This window comes from Rhizobium leucaenae USDA 9039, assembly GCF_000426285.1.
GTDB lineage: Bacteria > Pseudomonadota > Alphaproteobacteria > Rhizobiales > Rhizobiaceae > Rhizobium > Rhizobium leucaenae.
This window is the reverse complement of record NZ_AUFB01000054.1, coordinates 1-18,510: the sequence shown is the minus strand read 5'-3', so window position 1 is coordinate 18,510 and position 18,510 is coordinate 1. Positions and strand designations below refer to the sequence as shown.

At 56.3% G+C, this 18,510-nt stretch carries 21 protein-coding genes and 1 pseudogene; 17 read left to right on the top strand and 5 right to left on the bottom strand.

Going from position 1 to position 18,510, the window contains the following annotated elements; genetic code table 11:
- The 5 genes from K290_RS0131815 to K290_RS0131795 form a co-directional block, all read right to left on the bottom strand.
- Window positions 1-214, bottom strand: a 214-nt coding sequence (locus K290_RS0131815; protein ID WP_028755255.1) for a helix-turn-helix domain-containing protein, incomplete at its 3' end; no start/stop codon positions are given.
- Window positions 215-299: 85 nt separating this feature from the next.
- Window positions 300-1,016: a helix-turn-helix domain-containing protein gene (locus K290_RS0131810; protein WP_028755254.1), complete on the bottom strand. Its 717-nt coding sequence runs from the start codon at window positions 1,014-1,016 to the stop codon at window positions 300-302.
- 77 nt (window positions 1,017-1,093) lie between these two features.
- Window positions 1,094-2,494, bottom strand: coding sequence for a dihydrolipoyl dehydrogenase (gene lpdA / locus K290_RS0131805; protein WP_028755253.1), 1,401 nt, complete (start codon window positions 2,492-2,494; stop codon window positions 1,094-1,096).
- A complete protein-coding gene (locus K290_RS0131800) occupies window positions 2,494-3,729 on the bottom strand; it encodes a dihydrolipoamide acetyltransferase family protein (RefSeq protein WP_028755252.1) in 1,236 nt (411 codons plus the stop codon). Before K290_RS0131800 ends, lpdA begins: the two co-directional genes overlap by 1 nt.
- A 2-nt stretch (window positions 3,730-3,731) precedes the next feature.
- The gene (locus tag K290_RS0131795; RefSeq protein ID WP_028755251.1) at window positions 3,732-5,810 is read right to left on the bottom strand and encodes an alpha-ketoacid dehydrogenase subunit alpha/beta; all 2,079 of its coding nucleotides are present in this window, start codon (window positions 5,808-5,810) and stop codon (window positions 3,732-3,734) included.
- Window positions 5,811-5,930: 120 nt separating this feature from the next.
- Here K290_RS0131795 and K290_RS0131790 point away from each other — a divergent pair, with 120 nt between their 5' ends.
- The 17 genes and pseudogenes from K290_RS0131790 to K290_RS36945 all read left to right on the top strand — a co-directional run.
- Window positions 5,931-6,398: an Lrp/AsnC family transcriptional regulator gene (locus K290_RS0131790; RefSeq protein ID WP_028755250.1), complete on the top strand. Its 468-nt coding sequence runs from the start codon at window positions 5,931-5,933 to the stop codon at window positions 6,396-6,398.
- Window positions 6,399-6,675: 277 nt separating this feature from the next.
- Window positions 6,676-7,449, top strand: a complete 774-nt coding sequence (locus K290_RS0131785) for a transporter substrate-binding domain-containing protein (protein WP_037136731.1) — start codon at window positions 6,676-6,678, stop codon at window positions 7,447-7,449.
- Window positions 7,450-7,516: 67 nt separating this feature from the next.
- Window positions 7,517-8,137: a hypothetical protein gene (locus tag K290_RS0131780; RefSeq protein WP_028755248.1), complete on the top strand. Its 621-nt coding sequence runs from the start codon at window positions 7,517-7,519 to the stop codon at window positions 8,135-8,137.
- A complete protein-coding gene (locus tag K290_RS0131775; protein ID WP_028755247.1) occupies window positions 8,134-8,802 on the top strand; it encodes an ABC transporter permease in 669 nt (222 codons plus the stop codon). The genes K290_RS0131780 and K290_RS0131775 overlap by 4 nt, the downstream gene beginning before the upstream one ends.
- 12 nt (window positions 8,803-8,814) lie before the next feature.
- On the top strand, window positions 8,815-9,546 hold the full coding sequence (locus K290_RS0131770; protein WP_028755246.1) for an ABC transporter permease: 732 nt from the start codon (window positions 8,815-8,817) through the stop codon (window positions 9,544-9,546).
- A gap of 28 nt (window positions 9,547-9,574) precedes the next feature.
- Window positions 9,575-10,357: an amino acid ABC transporter ATP-binding protein gene (locus tag K290_RS0131765; RefSeq protein WP_037136728.1), complete on the top strand. Its 783-nt coding sequence runs from the start codon at window positions 9,575-9,577 to the stop codon at window positions 10,355-10,357.
- A 74-nt stretch (window positions 10,358-10,431) separates the two neighbouring features.
- A complete protein-coding gene (locus K290_RS35555) occupies window positions 10,432-11,253 on the top strand; it encodes a prephenate dehydratase (protein ID WP_051264268.1) in 822 nt (273 codons plus the stop codon).
- A gap of 76 nt (window positions 11,254-11,329) precedes the next feature.
- Window positions 11,330-12,214: a PaaX family transcriptional regulator C-terminal domain-containing protein gene (locus tag K290_RS0131755; RefSeq protein WP_028755244.1), complete on the top strand. Its 885-nt coding sequence runs from the start codon at window positions 11,330-11,332 to the stop codon at window positions 12,212-12,214.
- Window positions 12,215-12,315: 101 nt separating this feature from the next.
- A complete protein-coding gene (locus K290_RS36010; RefSeq protein WP_028755243.1) occupies window positions 12,316-12,603 on the top strand; it encodes a hypothetical protein in 288 nt (95 codons plus the stop codon).
- Window positions 12,604-12,877: 274 nt separating this feature from the next.
- Window positions 12,878-14,083, top strand: a complete 1,206-nt coding sequence (gene pcaF, locus K290_RS0131745; protein ID WP_028755242.1) for a 3-oxoadipyl-CoA thiolase — start codon at window positions 12,878-12,880, stop codon at window positions 14,081-14,083.
- Window positions 14,084-14,106: 23 nt separating this feature from the next.
- Window positions 14,107-15,111, top strand: a complete 1,005-nt coding sequence (paaA, locus tag K290_RS0131740) for a 1,2-phenylacetyl-CoA epoxidase subunit PaaA (protein WP_028755241.1) — start codon at window positions 14,107-14,109, stop codon at window positions 15,109-15,111.
- 30 nt (window positions 15,112-15,141) lie between these two features.
- On the top strand, window positions 15,142-15,426 hold the full coding sequence (gene paaB, locus K290_RS0131735; RefSeq protein WP_028755240.1) for a 1,2-phenylacetyl-CoA epoxidase subunit PaaB: 285 nt from the start codon (window positions 15,142-15,144) through the stop codon (window positions 15,424-15,426).
- Window positions 15,426-16,205, top strand: coding sequence for a 1,2-phenylacetyl-CoA epoxidase subunit PaaC (paaC, locus tag K290_RS0131730; RefSeq protein WP_028755239.1), 780 nt, complete (start codon window positions 15,426-15,428; stop codon window positions 16,203-16,205). Before paaB ends, paaC begins: the two co-directional genes overlap by 1 nt.
- Before the next feature lie 9 nt (window positions 16,206-16,214).
- The gene (gene paaD / locus K290_RS0131725) at window positions 16,215-16,739 is read left to right on the top strand and encodes a 1,2-phenylacetyl-CoA epoxidase subunit PaaD (protein WP_028755238.1); all 525 of its coding nucleotides are present in this window, start codon (window positions 16,215-16,217) and stop codon (window positions 16,737-16,739) included.
- 15 nt (window positions 16,740-16,754) lie between these two features.
- Window positions 16,755-17,831: a 2Fe-2S iron-sulfur cluster-binding protein gene (locus tag K290_RS0131720; RefSeq protein ID WP_028755237.1), complete on the top strand. Its 1,077-nt coding sequence runs from the start codon at window positions 16,755-16,757 to the stop codon at window positions 17,829-17,831.
- A gap of 29 nt (window positions 17,832-17,860) precedes the next feature.
- Window positions 17,861-18,199 (top strand): annotated as a pseudogene (locus K290_RS35545) (Phenylacetic acid catabolic protein); the annotation flags it as partial.
- Between the two features lie 146 nt (window positions 18,200-18,345).
- Window positions 18,346-18,510 (top strand): sigma factor-like helix-turn-helix DNA-binding protein (locus tag K290_RS36945; RefSeq protein ID WP_202595646.1); only part of this gene is annotated, 165 nt, incomplete at its 3' end.

Genomic DNA, 18,510 nt, shown 5'->3' with positions numbered 1-18,510 from the left:
CGGCTATGAAAGCGCGATGCGGTTCCAAAAGACGCTTGCGATGCCCGCCCATCTGACTGGGCGCGACGGAGCCGCTGCGGCGATAGCGCTGCGACCACTTCACGACAGATGAGACCGAGACACCGAACCGCGCCGCCACCGAGCGGCAGCTCTCTCCCGCCGCAGCAGCGCCCACGACACGTTCACGCAGATCATTCGAAAGAGGTGCGACCATCGATGCTGACCTCCTCTCAGCCAGCATCTTGAATCACATTCGACAACAAAAGGGAATCCGCGATTCAAATAAAATCAGAAACGCTCTAGGCGCGGAGATTAAAGACCACTGACAGGTACTTTACTGGCGCGTTGATAAGCTTTTCATGGCCATGAATTGAATTTGCGTCGAACACCATCGTATCGCCGGGGCGCAACTCAACCAAGGCATCCGCATATCGGTAGACCATCGAACCTTCGAGGACGTACATGAACTCGATCCCGGTGTGCTGAAACCCTGGGCTGACACTGGAGTCGCTGCTCAGAGTGACAAGGTATGGCTCAACATACTTCTCCCCTGACAGCAGGTGCCCGAGAAGTTCATAGTCTAGCCCGACCTTCGAGCCCCGCCGCTGGACCGAAATGCCTTTTCCGGCCCTCACCAGGGAGTAGTCAGCACGTTGCTCGTGGCTCGCAAAAAGGCGGGCGACCGGGACCTTGAGAGCAGCCGAAATGGCGACCAATGTTCCAAAGGAGGGTGTTGTCGTTCCGCGTTCGATCTTCGATAGCATGCCGTTTGAAAGTCCTGCCGCTTCAGCCAACTGATTGGCTGCCATGCTCAAGCTCAGCCGGAGACTTTTGATCTCCTTGCCAACAGCAACGGCCAGAGCCTCACCGGAGGGAGCTTTGACGGACGAGGAGGAACTTGCGGATGGAGTCGCCTTTTCGTCGACCTCATCCTGCGTGTTCGGACGGATCATCATGGAAAGAGCACCGCGCTTTACCCGTTTGCCCTCTACGACTTTCTTCTTTCCATCATGCACGGCTTTCCTACTCCATTTTCCATGCACTGTAGAGTGTTTTAGCGTCCATAGTAAGAGCTGGCGGGGCGTCGAACGCGTCAAGCATGGATAGGACTTCCGCCGATGCCGAGCGCGGCTTCCTTAATCGCTTCGCTGTGCGTCGGATGGGCATGACAAGTGTATGCCACGTCCTCGGCTGTTGCGCCAAACTCCATCGCTTGGGCTATCTGGCCAATCATCGTCCCAGCGACCGAAGAGATGATGTGCGCCCCCAAAACGACATCAGTCTTTTCGTCCGCGATCAGTTTGACAAAACCATCGGTCTCCCGATTCGCCTTTGCTCGGCTGTTGGCGACCATGGGGAATTTTGAAACTTTGTAGGATCGACCCGACAACTTGAGAGCGTCCTCCGTTAGACCAACACTGGCGACCTCTGGGTCTGTATAAACCACAGCAGGGATGACGTCGTGATTAACGTCGCGTAGTATGCCCGCCAGACGTTCAGCCAGCGCGATGCCATCGTCCTCGGCACGGTGCGCCAGCATCGGGCCAGCGGTGACATCGCCGATGGCGTAAACGCCCTCGATTGCGGTTCTCGCCACGCGGTCAACGGGGATAAAGCCGCGCTCGTCGACCGTGATGCCGACGATCTCAAGCCCGAGCTCAGAAGTGTTGGGACGCCGTCCGGTGGCGATAAGAACGGTATCGGCCTCGATCTCTTCGAGCTTCCCTTTTTCTTTAAAAGAGACTTTCGCAGAGGAGTCAGCCCGGTCGATGGTCTGGACTTCAACCGATGTTCTGATCTTGAAGCCTTGCTTCTGCAGCAGTTGCCTCATCGTCTTGCGAACATCGCTGTCCATTCCCGGTAAAATCTCGTCCAGGTACTCCAGGACTGTCACCTCCGCACCAAGCCTGCTCCAAACGGAGCCGAGTTCGAGACCAATCACTCCGCCACCTACAACTATGAGACGTTTTGGAACGGATTTCAGAGTAAGCGCTCCCGTAGAGTCGACCACGACGCCGCCGTCGTTGTTGATCTCAACCGAACGGAAGGGTGAGGGGTCTGACCCTGTCGCGATAATTATGGATTTCGCAGTGTGACGTTTTCCTGAGACTGAAATTGCATGAGCGTCTTCGAACCGCGCCCAGCCATGTAGCAGCTCCACTTTATTCTTCTTGAACAGGAACTCGATACCCTTGGTGAGGCTGCGGACCGTCTCGTCCTTCTGCAACATCATCGTCGGCAGATCGAGTGAGACGCTTTCGGCTTTTATTCCGAAGCTGGACCAGGTGCCATGGGCTGCCGCGTGATAAAAGTGCGAAGCGTTGAGCAATGCCTTCGACGGTATGCAACCCACGTTCAGGCAGGTGCCTCCCAATGTCTCTCGGCCCTCTACACATGCGGTCTTCAAACCAAACTGAGCGGCCCGGACCGCGCAGGCGTAGCCGCCTGGTCCGCCACCGATGATGATGACGTCGAAATCATACTTGGCGCTCATTAGGACCATGTCTCCAGCGTCCGCACGAATTCCGTTAGCCACGTATTGGTCTGGTGACCGTCGAGGGAGCGATGGTCAATCGTCAGAGATACATAAGCCATCGGGCGAATCTGGATGGTATCGACACCATCGACTTCGCGGACGACGACCCGTTTTTCCAGCTTGCCCACTCCGAGAATCGCCGATTGGGGCTGATTGATGATAATTGGAGCTGCGAGCAGGGAACCTGAAACGCCGTGGTTGGAGATGGTGAATGTCCCACCCTTGAGGTCATCGCCTTTCAACGTGTTGGACCGCGCCTTATTTGTCATGTCCTGCAGACGAGCTGCTATACCCTGCAGGGACAGGTGCTGGGCCTGCCGGATCACAGGGACTACCAAGCCCTTGTCTCCCAGCGCGGTGCCGACGCCAATGTTGACGTCTCCGAAAACCTCAAGACTTTCGTCGTGCCACTGGCTGTTGATCTCGGGCACTACCTTCACGGCGGCGACGCACGCAGCCACGATGTACGCAGTGTACGATAGATTGACGCCCTCAGCCTTCATACGAGACTTGTTTGCGTCGCGATGGCGCACAATCGCTGTGAAGTCCGCTTCGAACACCGCAGTGACCTGAGGCGCTGTCGAAAGGGAGTGCGACATATGCTTGGCGATGGCCAGGCGCATTGATGAGTGCGGCACCTTACGAGAGGAGCCGGTCTCCAAGCCCATGACCTGGGCGGGAGTTGGTGAAGTGGCGCCTGCTTGCACAGGAGCGACCGTAGCAAGAGGTGCTGCGACCGGTGCCACAGCCTTTTTGGGCTTCCCTTCGTTGGCTAGGTCCATATCGGCTCTGGTCACGCGTCCGCCCTTGCCGGTGCCGCTAACCGTTGACGGATCAATGCCATATTCCGATGCCGCCCGTCTCACTGCTGGTGAGTAGTGCTCGTTCGGTGTTGCTTCTGCGACTACAACCACTGGGCTGGTTGCTGCTGCCGTCGGCATCACCGAAGTGCTACCGCATGTGAGGCGGCCAAGGATCGAGCCTGGCGTCGCGTCAACGCCATTGGTCATAGTGATCTCGGTCAGAATGCCGTCGCAAGGGGCAGGTACCTCTTGCGTTACCTTGTCGGTTTCCAGCTCAACCAGCGCATCGCCTTCAACGACGTTGTCACCAATCTCCTTCAGCCAATTCCGAACAACGGACTTGGTCCCTTCCTGCTCAATAGGAGCAAGGATATCAATTACGTCGGCCATACTTAGAACTCCAGAAGCTCGTTGATACGTTTGGAGATACGTTCGACCGAAGGAACCGCCCAGTCTAGAAGGATAGGGTTATGCGGGCTGGGAATATCCGGCATGGTGAGGCGGGAAACGGGGGCATCTAAGTCCATGAAAGCTCTGTCGGCGACAACGGCAGAGATTTCAGCGCCGAAACCAGCCGATCCCAAATCCTCGTGAATAATGAGGCAACGCCGCGTCTTCCTCACCGAGGTCAGGACAGCGTCCTGATCCCAAGGCATCAGCGTGCGAAGGTCGATCACATCAGCTGAGATACCTTCTGCCGCCTCCTCACAACGTTGGACCATAGCACCCCATGTTACGATGGTGATGTCGTTGCCGGTGCGGGTGAATTTCGCTTTCCCGAACGGCAGTGTGAAGTTGTCGCCAGGGTAGCGGCGTCGAGCCCAAGCGTGGTCAAGCATGGCGCGATGTTCGAAGAAGATAACGGGATCATTGCCCCGCAGCGATGTGCGAAGCAGCCCTACCGCATCCTCTGCGTTCGAGGGGACCGCGACTTTCCAGCCGGGCTGGTGCACAAAAGCGACCTCGTTCGTCTGACTGTGCCAAGGGTCGCCGCACTTGAAGAAACCACCAGGCATGCGCACGACGATGGGTGCGGCGAAGCGGTTATTTGTGCGCCAGCGGATGGTACCACAGTCATTCAACTGTTCGGTCGCCGGTTCAGCGTACTTGCGGAATTGAATTTCGGGCACGGGTACAAGGCCAGCAAGGGCCATGCCGACGGCGCGACCGATGATGCCTTCTTCTGACAGGGAGGTGTCAAACACGCGCTCGATGCCGAATTTCTCCTGAAGACCAAGCGTAACGGCATGAACGCCGCCCTTGGGGCCAATATCCTCACCGAAGATCACGACGCGTTCGTTGATTGACATCTCATGATCAAGTGTCTTTCGGATCGCGGTTACCATGTTCATCCGCGCACCGGATGGCTCAGGCGTCTCGGTGCTCTGCGGCGCGACATAGCCGTCACGGTGCTGACCGCCCATGACCTGCATTTCGCCACTAAAGAAAACATTATTCGTAAGGGTCGAAGGGTCGGCTACAGGTCGGGCTTCGGCGGCTTCCCGAGCCATTTCGGCAGCCTGTCGTGCACTGCTTTCTGTTTCGTCCCACTCGTCAGCCGTCATGACAGCCGGGACAAGATATTCTTTCAAACGGGGGAAGGGATCACGATCCCACTCCTGTTTTACCGTGTCTTCGCTCTTGTAGGTCTGAGTATCCTGGAAACTATGTCCTTGCAGGCGTGGAACGGTCAGTCGCAGCATGGCTGGCTTGCGCTGATCGCGCACAAACGCAACAGCTTCTTTAGTAAGGCGAGCGGCGGCTGCCGGGTCGCAGCCATCACCGTCGAAGATTTTAAGATTTTTCCAGCTCGCCAGGTTGGCAGCGATATTCCCGCCCGGCGTCTGGACGGTTGAAGGAACGGAGATGCCGAAGCCGTTGTCCTCGATGTAGAACAACATCGGGAGCGATTGAGTTGTGGCGGCGGTGATCGCCGCCCAAAAGCCGTTCGAGGCAACCGACCCGTCGCCACCGAGCACCACCCCGATGTCCTTCGCATATTCGGCTTTTCCAAGCGTCTTGGCATAGTAGTTCATCGCCTGGGCCCAGCCTGCAGTGGGCGTGTATTGCGCTCCAACACCACCGCACATCGGGAGCGCGGATGCACCCGAGAGGTTGGGATAATTGAATACTACACCGATGTCGCGGCCGTCTGAGTATCCGCCCGCGCGGCCCATCGCGGAGCCAAGCGCATCAACAGGATCGACGCCAAGAGACAGGAGAAGGGGCCGGGAGCGGTAATATCCGCAAGTAGCATCGTGCGATCCGGTCAGCTGCATGCCCAAAAGAATTTGAGCCATGTCATGTCCGCGAGCGGAAAATTGATAAAGGACCTTCTTCTCCGGGACGAGGCGCGTCTCTTCCATTTCATCGAGAGCCCGAGAGAGCTGAAGGTAGTATGCGGCTTTGCGCCAGTCGATCTGCTCATCTGGTGAGTTTCGCTCGTGCGATTTGATAGCGACGTGATCCATGTCGTCCTTCCGAAATTCGTTCGGAACAGGATATTAAAATCGGGCGCCGGATTCCTTTCAATGTTGGCCGGTCTGGTGTAGGAAATGAAATAGATCGTTCACAGATGCGGGGAAAGGTGAATGGAAAAGATCACGCTAGACTCGGTCGATAGAGCAATCCTCAGAGCTGTGCAGGAGCAGGGCGATATCAGTCAGGCACAGCTCGCACAAAAAGTAGGGGCCTCCGCCGCGTCTTGCTGGAGACGGATTACAAAGCTCCAAGAGGCGGGGGTGCTGACCAAGACAGTGCGACTGGTGGATGCTGATGCTATCGACAAAGGCCTCAACGTGTTTTGCCAGGTGCGGATGAAATCACATGATCCTGGCGCACGACGTGACTTCGAACGGTTCATAGACAGCCATCGGGAAGTGCTGGAATGTTACTCGATGTCGGGTGAGTGGGACTATCTGATACGGGCAGTCGTCGGCGATGTCCGTGAGTATGAAACACTACTCATGAAGGGCATCCTGACCCACGATGCTGTCCTAACCTCATCCTCCCACTTCGCGCTGAAAGCGGTAAAATACACCACAGCTCTGCCGGTCTAACTACCGGAGTTGATCACGTTTTGGCTTCTGTTTGCCGTGACGAATGACGGCTCCAAGCGTCGTGGCTCGATTTTCACCTCGTGAAGTCCAGATAACTTTACACTTTAGACCGGCCATATAACGCACGAAAATACCACGTTAAGTTTGCTCTCCAACTCGGCAAAAATTGTCGTTTGTTTTCCTGTGATGAAAATATTTACGGTCACATTGACCGGACAGGGTGAACGGACAAACAATCATGACAGCTCAATGACGAGCCAAAAAAAGAGGGAACGAAATGATGGAATTCCGAAAACTCAAGTCCGTCTTGGCAATGTCGGTCGTAGCGCTTGGCGCTCTCTCGACCACCGTCATGGCCCGTGATCTCCGCATCGCCACCGAGGGCACCTACAAGCCTTGGAGCTTCGTCGACGAACAGGGCAAACTGACTGGTTGGGACGTCGATATCGCCAACGCCCTTTGCGAAGAAATGAAGGTCAAGTGTGAAATCGTCGCTCAAGAATGGGACGGTATCATCCCAGGCCTGAATGCGAAGAAGTACGACATGATCGTCGCGAGCATGACGGTAACCGAGAAGCGCAAGCAGCAGGTTGCGTTCTCGAAGAAGTACAAAAACACGACCAGCCAGTTTGTTGCTGCCAAGGGCACTTATCCCGACACCTCCCCCGCCGCTCTGGCTGGCAAGCGTATTGGTGTTCAGCGCGGCAGCAGCCAGGACACTTTCCTGACCGACAACTACAAGGACTCGGAAATCGTACGCTACGACAAGACGACCGATCCTGAGATGGACCTCATCGCTGGTCGCGTCGACCTGATGATCGCAAACCGCGTTACGTCGATGGTCGGCTTCCTTGCAACTCCTGAAGCTGCAAATTTTGGTCTCGTGGGCCAGGAATACTCCGGCGGCGTTCTGGGTGAGGGCAATGCCATTGCGTTGCGCAAGGACGACGCCGAGCTTCTGAAACAGGTGAACGCGGCGCTCGATGCGATCTTCGCCAACGGCAAATACGACCAGATCACCTCCAAGTATTTCAAGTTCAAGCTGATGTAAGGCAAACGACGTCCAGCGAAGCGGCGATCAGATCGCCGCTTCATCTGTTTTTTTGATAGGTGCCCAAATGATCACTTTCGCTACCTTCGGCCCGAAAGGGACGAACCACGAACGCGTGACCAACGAGTATATTCGTTTTCATGGGATTGAAAACGCTCGGATCGAACTGGTTCCGAACTTTGACGTGGCAACCAAAGGTCTTCTGAACGGTGATTTTGATTTTGTGGTGCAATGCGCCGTCCATCCGGAAACTCCGGAGACCATGGGAGCCCATTTCAATAAGATGTTTGCTGTCGATTCCTTCATCTCTCGCAGCAAAGAACTTGCTGTCCTGACCCGCAAAGACGTTGAAAATCCCAAGACCATTGGACTGTTGTCTCCTGCGACCGAGAGCTACATAGATCACGACAAGTGGGAGACCCTTATCCCTGGCGTCTCGCTCCCGATCATCTTCGACAACCTATTGAACGGCGCGTATGACTCGGCGCTCGTTTATCTGGAATATGCTGAGCAATTTCCCGACCGCGTGCGGGTCGACGAGATCATTGGCTCACCGGACGACGTCTGGATCGTATACGCCCGCGAGCGCACGTCGGATGGGAACTTGCAGGCGTTTAAGAACGCGCCGATCCGCCGTCTGCTCATTGAAAAAGGCGCTCGCTTTAGCGCGGAAAGGGAGGCGCTATGACTGTTTTTTCAGGATACGGCATTCAGCTTCTCAACGGAGCGATGGTCAGTGTCGCCGTGACCATAGCGGCGCTGATTGTGGGCACGGTGTTGGGGGTGTTCCTTGGCGCGGTTAAAACCTATGCGAGCCGTCCCTTTCGATATGCCGTGGAGGCTTACACGGCGATTGTTCGGGGCGTTCCCGACCTGATCATCATCTACCTGATCTATTTCGGAAGCACGGTTGCCCTCACGAAACTGACCGGCGACTACGTCGACGTGAACGGGTTCACAGCGGGTGTCTGCGCGTTGGCCTTCATTTTTGGCGCCTATGCGAGTGACATTATTCGCGGTGCCATCCGCCAGGTCCCACGTGGACAAACCGAAGCGGCAATGGCTCTCGGGTTGAGCAGCAAGCTCTGTTTCATCAAGATTGTGATGCCCCAGGCCTGGCGGCTTGCGCTCCCGGGCTTCGGCAATCTGTCCATCATTCTTCTTAAACAGACATCGCTGATCTCGGTTATTGGCTTGGAAGAGCTTCTGCGTGCTTCCTCCGTCGTATCGGGAGCGACACGCCAACCATTCTACGTCTACTCCGCGGCTGCCGTCATCTATTTGATTTTGACGGGTGTGGCGACTTTGGGCCTCCGATACGCTCGTAAGCGAGCTGATCGCGGCTTTGCATAAAGGAGGCCAGAGATGCTTGACTTTCAATTGATGTCTGATGCCTTCCCAAAGCTCATCGAAGGCGTTGGGCTGACCGGCAAACTTGCCATCCTTATCCTTTTGCTGGGCATGATCCTGGCGATCCCGATTGCATACGCTCGCAACGCTCAGAGCGTATGGCTCCACGGACCGGCCAACACCTACATCCTGCTTATCCGGGGCATCCCGTCACTCTTGCAGGTGTTCCTGGTCTATTACGGCATGGGACAGCTCGGCTTCGTTCGGAATTCTGCTCTTTGGCCGATTCTTCGTGATCCATTTTGGTGTGTGATTATCGCTCTGGGCTTGAACTCGGCGGCTTATACAGCCGAAATTATCTCGGGTGCACTCCGACTGATCGCAAAGGGACCCGTGGAGGCAGCTTACGCCCTAGGCCTGTCCTGGTGCCAGACGCAGAGGAAAGTGACGATCCCGCTCGCCATTCGCGCGGCCCTTCCAGCCTACGAGAACGAGATCATTTTGACGGTCAAGGCTACGTCGCTTGCCAGCACCGTCACGCTCATGGACCTCACCGGGGTTGCTCGCCTCGAAGTCTCCAACACGTATGCACCGTACGAAATCTTTCTGACAGCCGGTGCAATCTACTTCTGCATAACGACCACCCTTTCGTGGTTGTTGAGACGGCTGGAGCAGCGCCTTTCGCTCGAAAACATGAAAACCCTCAACCCCACGCCGCTGCAGCAAACTGAAGCTGTTCACGCTTGAACTTGGTGGTACGAGAAAGGAACCGAATATGACCAACAGTGCATTGGCTAAGGAACAAACGGCGGGCGAAAATGGACAATCCGGCCAAATTAAGGTCGTAGGGGTTGGCAAACGTTTCGGGCCCTTCCAGGCCTTGAGTGATGTTAATCTTGAGATCGCTTCGGGGGAAAAACTCGTCATCTGCGGGCCGTCCGGTTCTGGAAAGTCCACGCTAATCCGCTGCATGAACGGGATCGAAAGCCACGATGCTGGTACTATCGTGGTCAACGGCGTTCCCCTCGACAAGGTGAAAGCGAACAGAGACCAAATTCGGCGTGAAGTTGGAATGGTGTTCCAAAGCTTTAATCTCTTCCCGCACATGAGCGTGTTGGAAAACTGTCTACTCGCTCCGATGTCAGTGAAGGGTATGAGTCGCCAGGATGCCAAGGAAGTTGCGATGCATTTCCTTAGCAGGGTGCGAATCGCAGAACAGGCATTGAAGTACCCTTCACAGCTTTCGGGCGGCCAGCAGCAGCGCGTTGCGATTGCACGCGCGATGTGCATGAAGCCGAAAATCCTCCTTCTGGACGAGCCGACATCGGCGCTCGACCCGGAGATGGTCAAGGAAGTTCTCGATACGATGGTCGGTCTTGCGCAGGGCGGTATGACCATGGTGTGCGTCACTCATGAAATGGGCTTTGCTCGTGAGGTTGCCGACCGCGTCATCTTCATGGACCGCGGATCGATTGTCGAAGAAGCCCCGCCGGAAGAGTTCTTTGGCAATCCAAGAACGCCCCGTGCGCAGGACTTTCTGGCACAAATCCTACGGTAGGTGGCCAGACAAGAGAGGCGGAGACGCCACCTTTTATAGACCGCAATCTCCGCAATCGAAGTGTCGGGCTCACAATGTCAACAGATTTCAAGGTCTTCCACGGCAAGGTCGCTTACCTCGGACCCGCTGGATCGTGGACGCATCAGGCTTGTATCGACCTTTTCCCGCTTGCCGAGAAGGTGCCGTTATCTCGTGATGAGATGGTAAGCGCATGCGACGAGGGCAGGGTAGACCTCATCTGCCTTCCCGTAACCACATCCATAGTCGGTGTTACGCCCTATATGGACCTGGCGCTTTCGATGAAAGGTATGCGCGTCATTGCAGAGTATCCAAAGATGCTCGGCTACAGCCTTATAGTGAAGCCTGGGACGAAACTCGAAGACCTTGCAGAGATATATGCTCATCCGGTCGCGTTCGAAGAAGTGCGTCCTTGGCTTGACCGTGAGCTGCCGAATGTAAGGCGCATCGAAGTATCAACGGGCGGGCGGGCGGCGAGCTTGGTTGCCGAGAGCACTATAGCCGATAAGGGATCATTCGGGCCCAGAACTGGGGCAGACATTTATAAACTGGCTACGCTCGTCGATGATATCGAAGAAGGCCCGCATAATGTCACCCGATGGTGGGTGCTTGGCCGCACAGGGTCTGCACCTACGGGAAACGACAAAACGTCGATGGTTGTCGAGTTGGACGACAGCGATTTTACGCCATTTATGACCTCCATGTTTCGGGCAAATATCAACGTCCTGACCGTCTACGAACGTCCGGCAAAATCCACTTTGGACCGCCATTTCTATCTCGTTGAGGCGCAGGGGCATCAGGACGACGCTCCCTTACGCTTGTTCTTGCAGGACAATCCACAGGTCGATGTGCGAGGATCATATCCTCGCCGGTATTAGCGAAGTCGCTTTATCTTGAATTTCCTATGGCCGTGGCGTTATGAGGATGGCTTATCCTCGCGTGGAGCGCCGCCGATTGGCCGAAGAGAATAGCAAGGGACGTTCGTCAGCGGAAAAGGCTGTATCGGCCCTCTTAGACGATAAGCCTATCAAAGCTGCCAGCTTTATCGTGACGGTCTATGGCGACGCTGTGGAACCTCGCGGCGGCGTCGTCTGGATCGGCAATTTGATCGAGGTTTGCGGCGCAGTGGGCATTAGTGAGACCTTGGTTCGGACAGCCGTTTCGAGGCTCGTTCGCGGCGGCCAGCTTGTTGGGGAGCGGTCGGGCAAACGCAGCTTTTACAGATTGACCCCCTCGGCTCGGGTTGAGTTTTCGCTTGCCGCCCAGCAGCTCTTTTCTCCTGGCGATCACGACCGGTGGCGATTCATTTGCCTCACCGGCGTGGCCATCGAAGATGAAGTTCGCGATCTTGAACGGCATGGATATGCTCGCCTCACCGGGGACATGCTGGTCGGTCTGAGACCCCTTCCATCCACGATGAATGCGAACACGCTCGTATTCGATGCAAGCATAAGCGAAGGCGAGGCTTTCCTCGGCAGGTTCGCGGGGGAACGTTTTGCCTTGGCACCGCTGGCAGAGTCTTACCGCGCCTTTATTGATCGATACTCGAACTTGCCTACCGGTCAGGTGACAGGTCTGGACGCGCTGTCTCTGCGCCTTCTGCTGGTACACGATTTCCGATCTATCGTGCTGCGCGATCCGAACCTGCCTCTTGCTGCGTTGCCGGACGATTGGCCGGGCCTCCAGGCTCGTAGGTTGTTTTCCAAGCGGTACCTGGAATGGTCGGTAGCTGCTGATCGACAAATTGGTCTGATGTTCGTCAATGAAGGCGGACCGTTGCTCCAGCAAACGCACGCCACTACAACACGTGAAAACCAACTGCAGGCATACTCGACCTAGCCCACCCGCGATCAAGTTTCCTGTGGTGGAATTATTTTCCGCATAATTGACCGGTCGCCATCAGCCATTGTTCTCGTGTTCGAAAATGCAGGAGGCTTGCAATGCTCAACGTTGGTCAAGATCAGATAGCGCTTAAACCGCACCCGCAATCTGCTCCTAAAGGCATCATCGTGCCGAAGGCGGTTTGGGATTGTCACGCGCATGTCGTCGGCGATCCGAACGTCTTCCCCTTCATCGAGGATCGGGCCTATACCCCGGTGGCGATGACTGACAACGAGTTTCTCAACGTTTGGATGTCGCAGGAACCGATTTTGGCGTCCTGGTCCAGGTTAGCGTTCATGGCACCGATCACCGCGCGCAATCGCTTCAAAAGCATCGAAACCGTCTAGTCGGCGTTGCAGTAATATCACCATACGACTGATGCCGAGGTAGCCCGCCTTTCCCGGTACGGCGTGACGGCCGCTCGTCTATTGGATCACCTCATGTTCGACGGCGGCGCCATCCTATCTAGGGCTGAGGCGAACGCTGCTGTGACTTTCAAATGCCACATGAAATGTCACACGAAAGCTAAAAAATTGATTTGATATGTGACATATCGAATGCTAATAAGGTGACCGAACGGTCGGTTAAATTTGCTGACATTGTCGCATCGAGGAGGAAGGCGTGAGCCAAGCATACATTTGTGACGCCATACGAACGCCGATTGGTCGTTATGCCGGTCTACTGTCGTCGGTACGTGCCGATGATTTGGCCGCAATCCCCTTGGCCGCATTGATGGCCCGCAACCCTCAGGTCGATTGGGCTAAGGTCGACGACCTCATCTTCGGGTGCGCCAATCAGGCGGGCGAAGACAACCGCAATGTCGGGCGTATGGCCGTGCTTCTCTCTGGCATGCCCCTCACCGTTCCGGGAACCACGATTAACCGTCTTTGCGGCTCGGGAATGGATGCTGTGGGCATGGCGGCGCGTGCGATCAGGTCCGGCGACTGTGAGTTTGTCATTGCTGGTGGCGTAGAAAGCATGAGCCGTGCGCCGTTCGTCATGCCGAAAGCGGAATCGGCGTTTTCTCGTTCCAACGCTGTTTACGATACGACGATCGGATGGCGCTTCGTCAACCCCAAGATGAAGAAGGCTTTCGGCGTCGATTCAATGCCTGAGACGGCCGACAATGTCGCTGCCGATTTTCATGTGAGCCGGGAAGATCAGGACGCCTTCGCGGCCAGGAGCCAGGCGCGCTGGTCGGCCGCCCAAGAGGCAGGAATATTCGCTGACGAGATAATCCCTGTATCTGTCGCGCAGAGGAAGGGCGACCCGATCATCGTTGACCGCGATGAACATCCGAGGCCGGGCACAACACCTGACCAGCTGGCCAAGTTGAAGGGCGTCAATGGTCATGATCTTCCGGTGACAGCGGGAAACGCTTCTGGCGTCAACGATGGCGCGGGCGCTCTGCTGATTGCGAGTGAAGCGATGGCAAAGGCTCAGGGTTTGACGCCTAAAGCCCGCGTAGTAGCGATGGCCGCAGCCGGCGTTGAACCCCGTATCATGGGTGTTGGCCCGGCCCCGGCAGCTCGTCGCGTTCTCGAAAGAGCGGGGCTCACCCTCGATCAAATGGATGTCATTGAGCTGAATGAAGCCTTTGCTTCTCAAGCGCTTGCTGTTCTTCGCGACCTTCATCTTCCGGATGACGCCTCGCACGTCAATCCGAATGGAGGTGCGATTGCTATGGGGCACCCATTGGGAATGAGCGGTGCACGCCTTGTGACCACGGCAGCGTACCAGCTCCACCGTCAAGGCGGTCGTTACGCTCTCTGCATGATGTGCATTGGCGTCGGTCAGGGCATTGCGATGATCATCGAGCGCGTCTGACGCGCGAACCAGGAGGAAAGACCATGTATGCACAGATGGTAAAGACCGACGTGGCTCGGGTCAGGTCTCTCGACGAGATGGATCCTGTTGAGCGTGGCTTCCAGGAGCGCGTCGATGCAGGCCAGAAGATCGAGCCGAAGGAATGGATGCCGGAGGGATACCGTAAGACATTGGTTCGTCAAATCAGCCAGCATGCTCATTCTGAGATTGTCGGGCAGCTGCCTGAGGGAAACTGGATCACTCGTGCTCCGACCCTCGAACGTAAAGCCATTCTTCTGGCGAAAGTTCAGGACGAGGCTGGCCATGGTCTATACCTCTACTGCGCGGCGGAAACTCTCGGGGTTTCCCGCGACGAGATGTACGAGCAGCTCCATTCGGGGAAGGCAAAATACTCGTCGATCTTCAACTATCCGACGCTGACGTGGGCTGACATTGGAACCATCGGGTGGTTGGTCGATGGCGCGGCCATCATGAACCAGGTTCCCTTGCAGCGTTGTTCCTATGGTCCGTATTCGCGGGCCATGATCCGCATCTGCAAAGAGGAGAGCTTTCACCAGCGGCAGGGTTATGACGCGCTCATGCGCATGGTGAAGGGCACACCGGCGCAAAAGGCGATGGTTCAGGATGCATTCAATCGCTGGTGGTGGCCGTCGCTTATGATGTTCGGCCCCTCCGATGATGCCTCCGTCCATTCGGCTCAGTCCATGGCATGGAAGATCAAGCAGAACTCGAACGATGAGCTTCGCCAGAAATTCGTCGATCAGACAGTGCCGCAAGCCAAATACCTCCGTCTCACTGTTCCTGATCCGGACCTCAAGTGGAACGAGGAAAAGGGCGGCTACGATTTCGGCGAACCCGACTGGGAAGAATTCTTCAACGTCATCGCGGGTAACGGTCCCTGCAATGCAGAGCGCCTGAACGCGAGGAAGAAGGCGTGGGATGACGGAGCATGGTTCCGAGATGGGTTGACCGCTCATGCCAACAAGATGGCAGACCGTCGAACCGCTTCAAAGATCGCAGCTGAGTGAGGCCTGTGGGCGCAAATGGGAGATAGGAACATGTCCAACGAATGGCCGCTTTGGGAAGTCTTCATCCGTGGCCAACACGGTCTAAATCACCGCCATGTCGGAAGCTTGCACGCTCCCGATGCGGAAATGGCCGTACACAACGCCCGCGATGTTTATACGCGTCGCAATGAGGGCGTCAGTATCTGGGTCGTAAAGTCCAGCGACATCACGGCCAGTGCACCTTCCGAAAAGGGTCCATTGTTCGATCCGTCGAACTCTAAGGTCTACCGTCACCCGACGTTCTTCAAAATTCCGGACGAAGTAGGGCACATGTGATGGAAAGCGACCTCAAGCCAGCGGTCGACCAGGCCGCTCTTTTCGAATTCCTTGTCCGCCTAGGCGACAACGCTTTGATTCTCGGTCATCGGGTATCGGAGTGGTGCGGGCATTCTCCGGCATTGGAGGAGGACATCGCGCTGTCGAACACGGCCCTCGACCTCATTGGGGAGACACAGCTCTGGCTTGGTTTGGCGGGTCAAATCGAAGGGAAGGGCAGGTCCGCTGATGACTTGGCGTACCTGCGTGACGGCAACGAGTTCCGGAACATCCTGCTTGTCGAACGACCAAATGGCGACTTCGGGAAGACGCTGATGCGTCAGTTCCTCTTCGATACCGCGCACTACCTGCTCATGAAAGCCCTGCAGAATTCCACCGAACGAAGGATCGCGGAAATCGCGGAGAAGACATTCAAGGAAGTTGCGTATCACCTTGAACGCAGCCGAGACGTAGTCATTCGTTTAGGTGACGGGACCGACGAGAGCCATCGACGAATGCAGGAGGCTCTCAACGATCTCTGGCCCTACACAGGCGAGATGTTCGCAAGCGACGACGTCGAGCAGAGCCTTTCGACCGCTGGTGTCATCCCACATCCGGAAAGCCTGAAGTCCGGGTGGGACGAGATCATCTCGGAGACGCTTTCCGAAGCGACACTTAAGAAGCCGGACGATGGATACATGCATAAGGGTGGTCGCCATGGCATCCATACCGAGCATCTCGGATTCATTCTCACGGAAATGCAGTTTCTTCAGCGGGCCTACCCGGGCGCGGTCTGGTAGGAGGCGCTCATGGCCACGGCAGTCCGTCCTTCAGTTGAAGAGGTTTGGTGCTGGCTTTCGGACGTGCCGGATCCGGAGATACCAGTCATTTCGCTGACCGAACTCGGCATCGTTCGCGATGTCGAATGGCGAGAAGATGAACTGGTCGTCACGGTAACTCCAACCTACTCGGGGTGTCCCGCAACGTCGATCATCAACGTCGACATCGAGCGTGCGCTGACCGAGAAGGGGCTTGATAAGGTTCGACTTGAGCGCAGGCTTTCTCCTGCGTGGACCACGGACTGGATCACGGCCGAAGGCCGCGAAAAACTCCGGACGTATGGGATCGCGCCGCCAATTGATGGCACCGCTGCCGATGGCGTGCTGATGAAACGGATTGATCGGCTTTCAGGCCGCTCGAACCTGACAATTGCGTGTCCTCGTTGCGGATCGACCAACACCGAGAAAGTCAGCCAGTTCGGTTCCACGCCTTGCAAGGCGAGCTACCGCTGTAGCGATTGTCTCGAACCCTTCGACTACTTCAAGTGCATCTGACCCGAGGGCTGGCATATGGCAAGATTTCATTCGCTTACTGTAACCGACGTCCGCCGCGAGACGCGAGATGCCGTCGTCGTCACACTCAAGCCCTCCGACGAAGATCGCTCGATCTTCGACTTCACCCAGGGCCAATATCTGACATTTCGCCGAAAGTTCGATGAAGAGGAACTTCGCCGGTCTTATTCGATTTGTGCTGGCAAGGACGAGGGTGTCCTTAAGGTAGGCATCAAGCGCGTTGATGGCGGCTCCTTCTCAACCTGGGTGAATGAGAATTTGAAGGCTGGCGACATCCTTGAAGCCATGCCTCCGATGGGAACGTTTTTCACTGCTCTCGACCCCGATGCACCGCGCCATTATCTCGGGTTTGCCGGAGGAAGCGGCATCACGCCGGTTCTTTCGATTATCAAAACCGTTCTGTCACGGGAGCCGAAGGCCCGGTTCACCCTGGTCTATGCGAACCGACAGATCAGCTCGATCATGTTCCGTGAAGAGCTGGAAGACCTGAAAAACATCTACCTCGGCAGGCTTTCGATTCTGCACGTCCTGGAAAGCGAAGCGCAAGACATCGACCTGTTCACCGGTCGTGTGGACGCGCAGAAGTGTGCCGCGCTGTTCAAGGGATGGATTGACCTTACGTCGGTAACGACGGTCTTCATCTGTGGTCCAGAACCCATGATGTTGGCCATCGCGGGATCATTGAAAGAGCACGGCCTTCGTGACGACCAAATCAAGTTCGAGCTTTTCGCGTCCTCGCAGTCTGGTCGGGCGCGGCAGAAGGCGGTGTCTGCAGCCGGTGCCGACCATGCAGCGACGTGTCGAGCCACGATCACGTTGGATGGTGCGACGCGAACATTCAATTTCCCGAAGCATGGTCAGAGGCTGCTTGACGCTGCGCTCGAAAACAACATGGACGCCCCCTACGCCTGCAAAGCGGGGGTCTGTTCGACCTGCCGAGCAAAGGTCCTCGAAGGTGAGGTCGAGATGGAAGTCAATCATGCCTTGGAGGATTACGAGGTCCGTCAAGGTTACGTTCTGACGTGCCAGTGCTTCCCGCTCACCGACAATCTGGTCGTTAGCTACGATCAGTAGGCCAGGCTTAAGCGAATTGGAGGTCAATGATGTCCGATACGATCCCCATCGAAGAGTATGTCGCCCAAGGTGGTGTTCTATCGTCGCCAGACAACGTCACGCCACGATATCGCGGTGAGCTGTTACGGCTGATGGCCAGCTTTGTCGATAGCGAGCTGGCGGGTTCAGCAGGTTTCGCAGACGTGATCAATGACGCGCCTGGTATCCAGGAACGGATATCGGCTGCCCGCATCGTATTAGAAAAGACCGACCATGCTGGACAAGTGCTGAAGGTCATGGAGACCTTCGGCGCGAATGGGTCTCGGTATGCAGCGCATCATCCGTGGTCGAAACGAATGGAGAGTGCGGATTCCGACGTGAAGCCGGCCGCCAATCCGATCAAAGACCGGCCACCATTCCGATTTGAAGCCGGCCACCGTTCCGATCAAAGACCGGCCAGTTTTCGACACTGAACATCACTCCCTGGGTCAGCAACTTTGGCATCAAATACCTCGCGGTGAACGAGGGGATTTTGATGCCGGCAAAGAGAAGGCTGACCATGAGACATTTGCGACAAATGCTGCGGCTTGCAGCAAGCGGAACCAGCTCGCGTGAGATTGCCGTCGTGTTGGGAATTGCGCGTAGCACGGTGCAGGATAATCTGCAGCGCGCAGCGGCGGCTGGGTTAAACTGGCCCTTG

Excerpts from the sequence above, each read along its gene's own strand:
- paaD (WP_028755238.1), top strand. The coding sequence starts at position 16,215 with ATGGCCACGGCAGTCCGTCCTTCAGTTGAAGAGGTTTGGTGCTGGCTT.
- K290_RS0131770 (WP_028755246.1), top strand. The coding sequence starts at position 8,815 with ATGCTTGACTTTCAATTGATGTCTGATGCCTTCCCAAAGCTCATCGAA.
- paaB (WP_028755240.1), top strand. The coding sequence starts at position 15,142 with ATGTCCAACGAATGGCCGCTTTGGGAAGTCTTCATCCGTGGCCAACAC.
- lpdA (WP_028755253.1), bottom strand. The coding sequence starts at position 2,494 with ATGAGCGCCAAGTATGATTTCGACGTCATCATCATCGGTGGCGGACCA.
- K290_RS0131790 (WP_028755250.1), top strand. The coding sequence starts at position 5,931 with ATGGAAAAGATCACGCTAGACTCGGTCGATAGAGCAATCCTCAGAGCT.
- K290_RS0131720 (WP_028755237.1), top strand. The coding sequence starts at position 16,755 with ATGGCAAGATTTCATTCGCTTACTGTAACCGACGTCCGCCGCGAGACG.
- K290_RS0131765 (WP_037136728.1), top strand. The coding sequence starts at position 9,575 with ATGACCAACAGTGCATTGGCTAAGGAACAAACGGCGGGCGAAAATGGA.
- K290_RS0131780 (WP_028755248.1), top strand. The coding sequence starts at position 7,517 with ATGATCACTTTCGCTACCTTCGGCCCGAAAGGGACGAACCACGAACGC.
- paaC (WP_028755239.1), top strand. The coding sequence starts at position 15,426 with ATGGAAAGCGACCTCAAGCCAGCGGTCGACCAGGCCGCTCTTTTCGAA.
- K290_RS0131775 (WP_028755247.1), top strand. The coding sequence starts at position 8,134 with ATGACTGTTTTTTCAGGATACGGCATTCAGCTTCTCAACGGAGCGATG.
- K290_RS35555 (WP_051264268.1), top strand. The coding sequence starts at position 10,432 with ATGTCAACAGATTTCAAGGTCTTCCACGGCAAGGTCGCTTACCTCGGA.
- K290_RS0131800 (WP_028755252.1), bottom strand. The coding sequence starts at position 3,729 with ATGGCCGACGTAATTGATATCCTTGCTCCTATTGAGCAGGAAGGGACC.
- paaA (WP_028755241.1), top strand. The coding sequence starts at position 14,107 with ATGTATGCACAGATGGTAAAGACCGACGTGGCTCGGGTCAGGTCTCTC.
- K290_RS0131795 (WP_028755251.1), bottom strand. The coding sequence starts at position 5,810 with ATGGATCACGTCGCTATCAAATCGCACGAGCGAAACTCACCAGATGAG.
- K290_RS36010 (WP_028755243.1), top strand. The coding sequence starts at position 12,316 with ATGCTCAACGTTGGTCAAGATCAGATAGCGCTTAAACCGCACCCGCAA.
- K290_RS0131785 (WP_037136731.1), top strand. The coding sequence starts at position 6,676 with ATGATGGAATTCCGAAAACTCAAGTCCGTCTTGGCAATGTCGGTCGTA.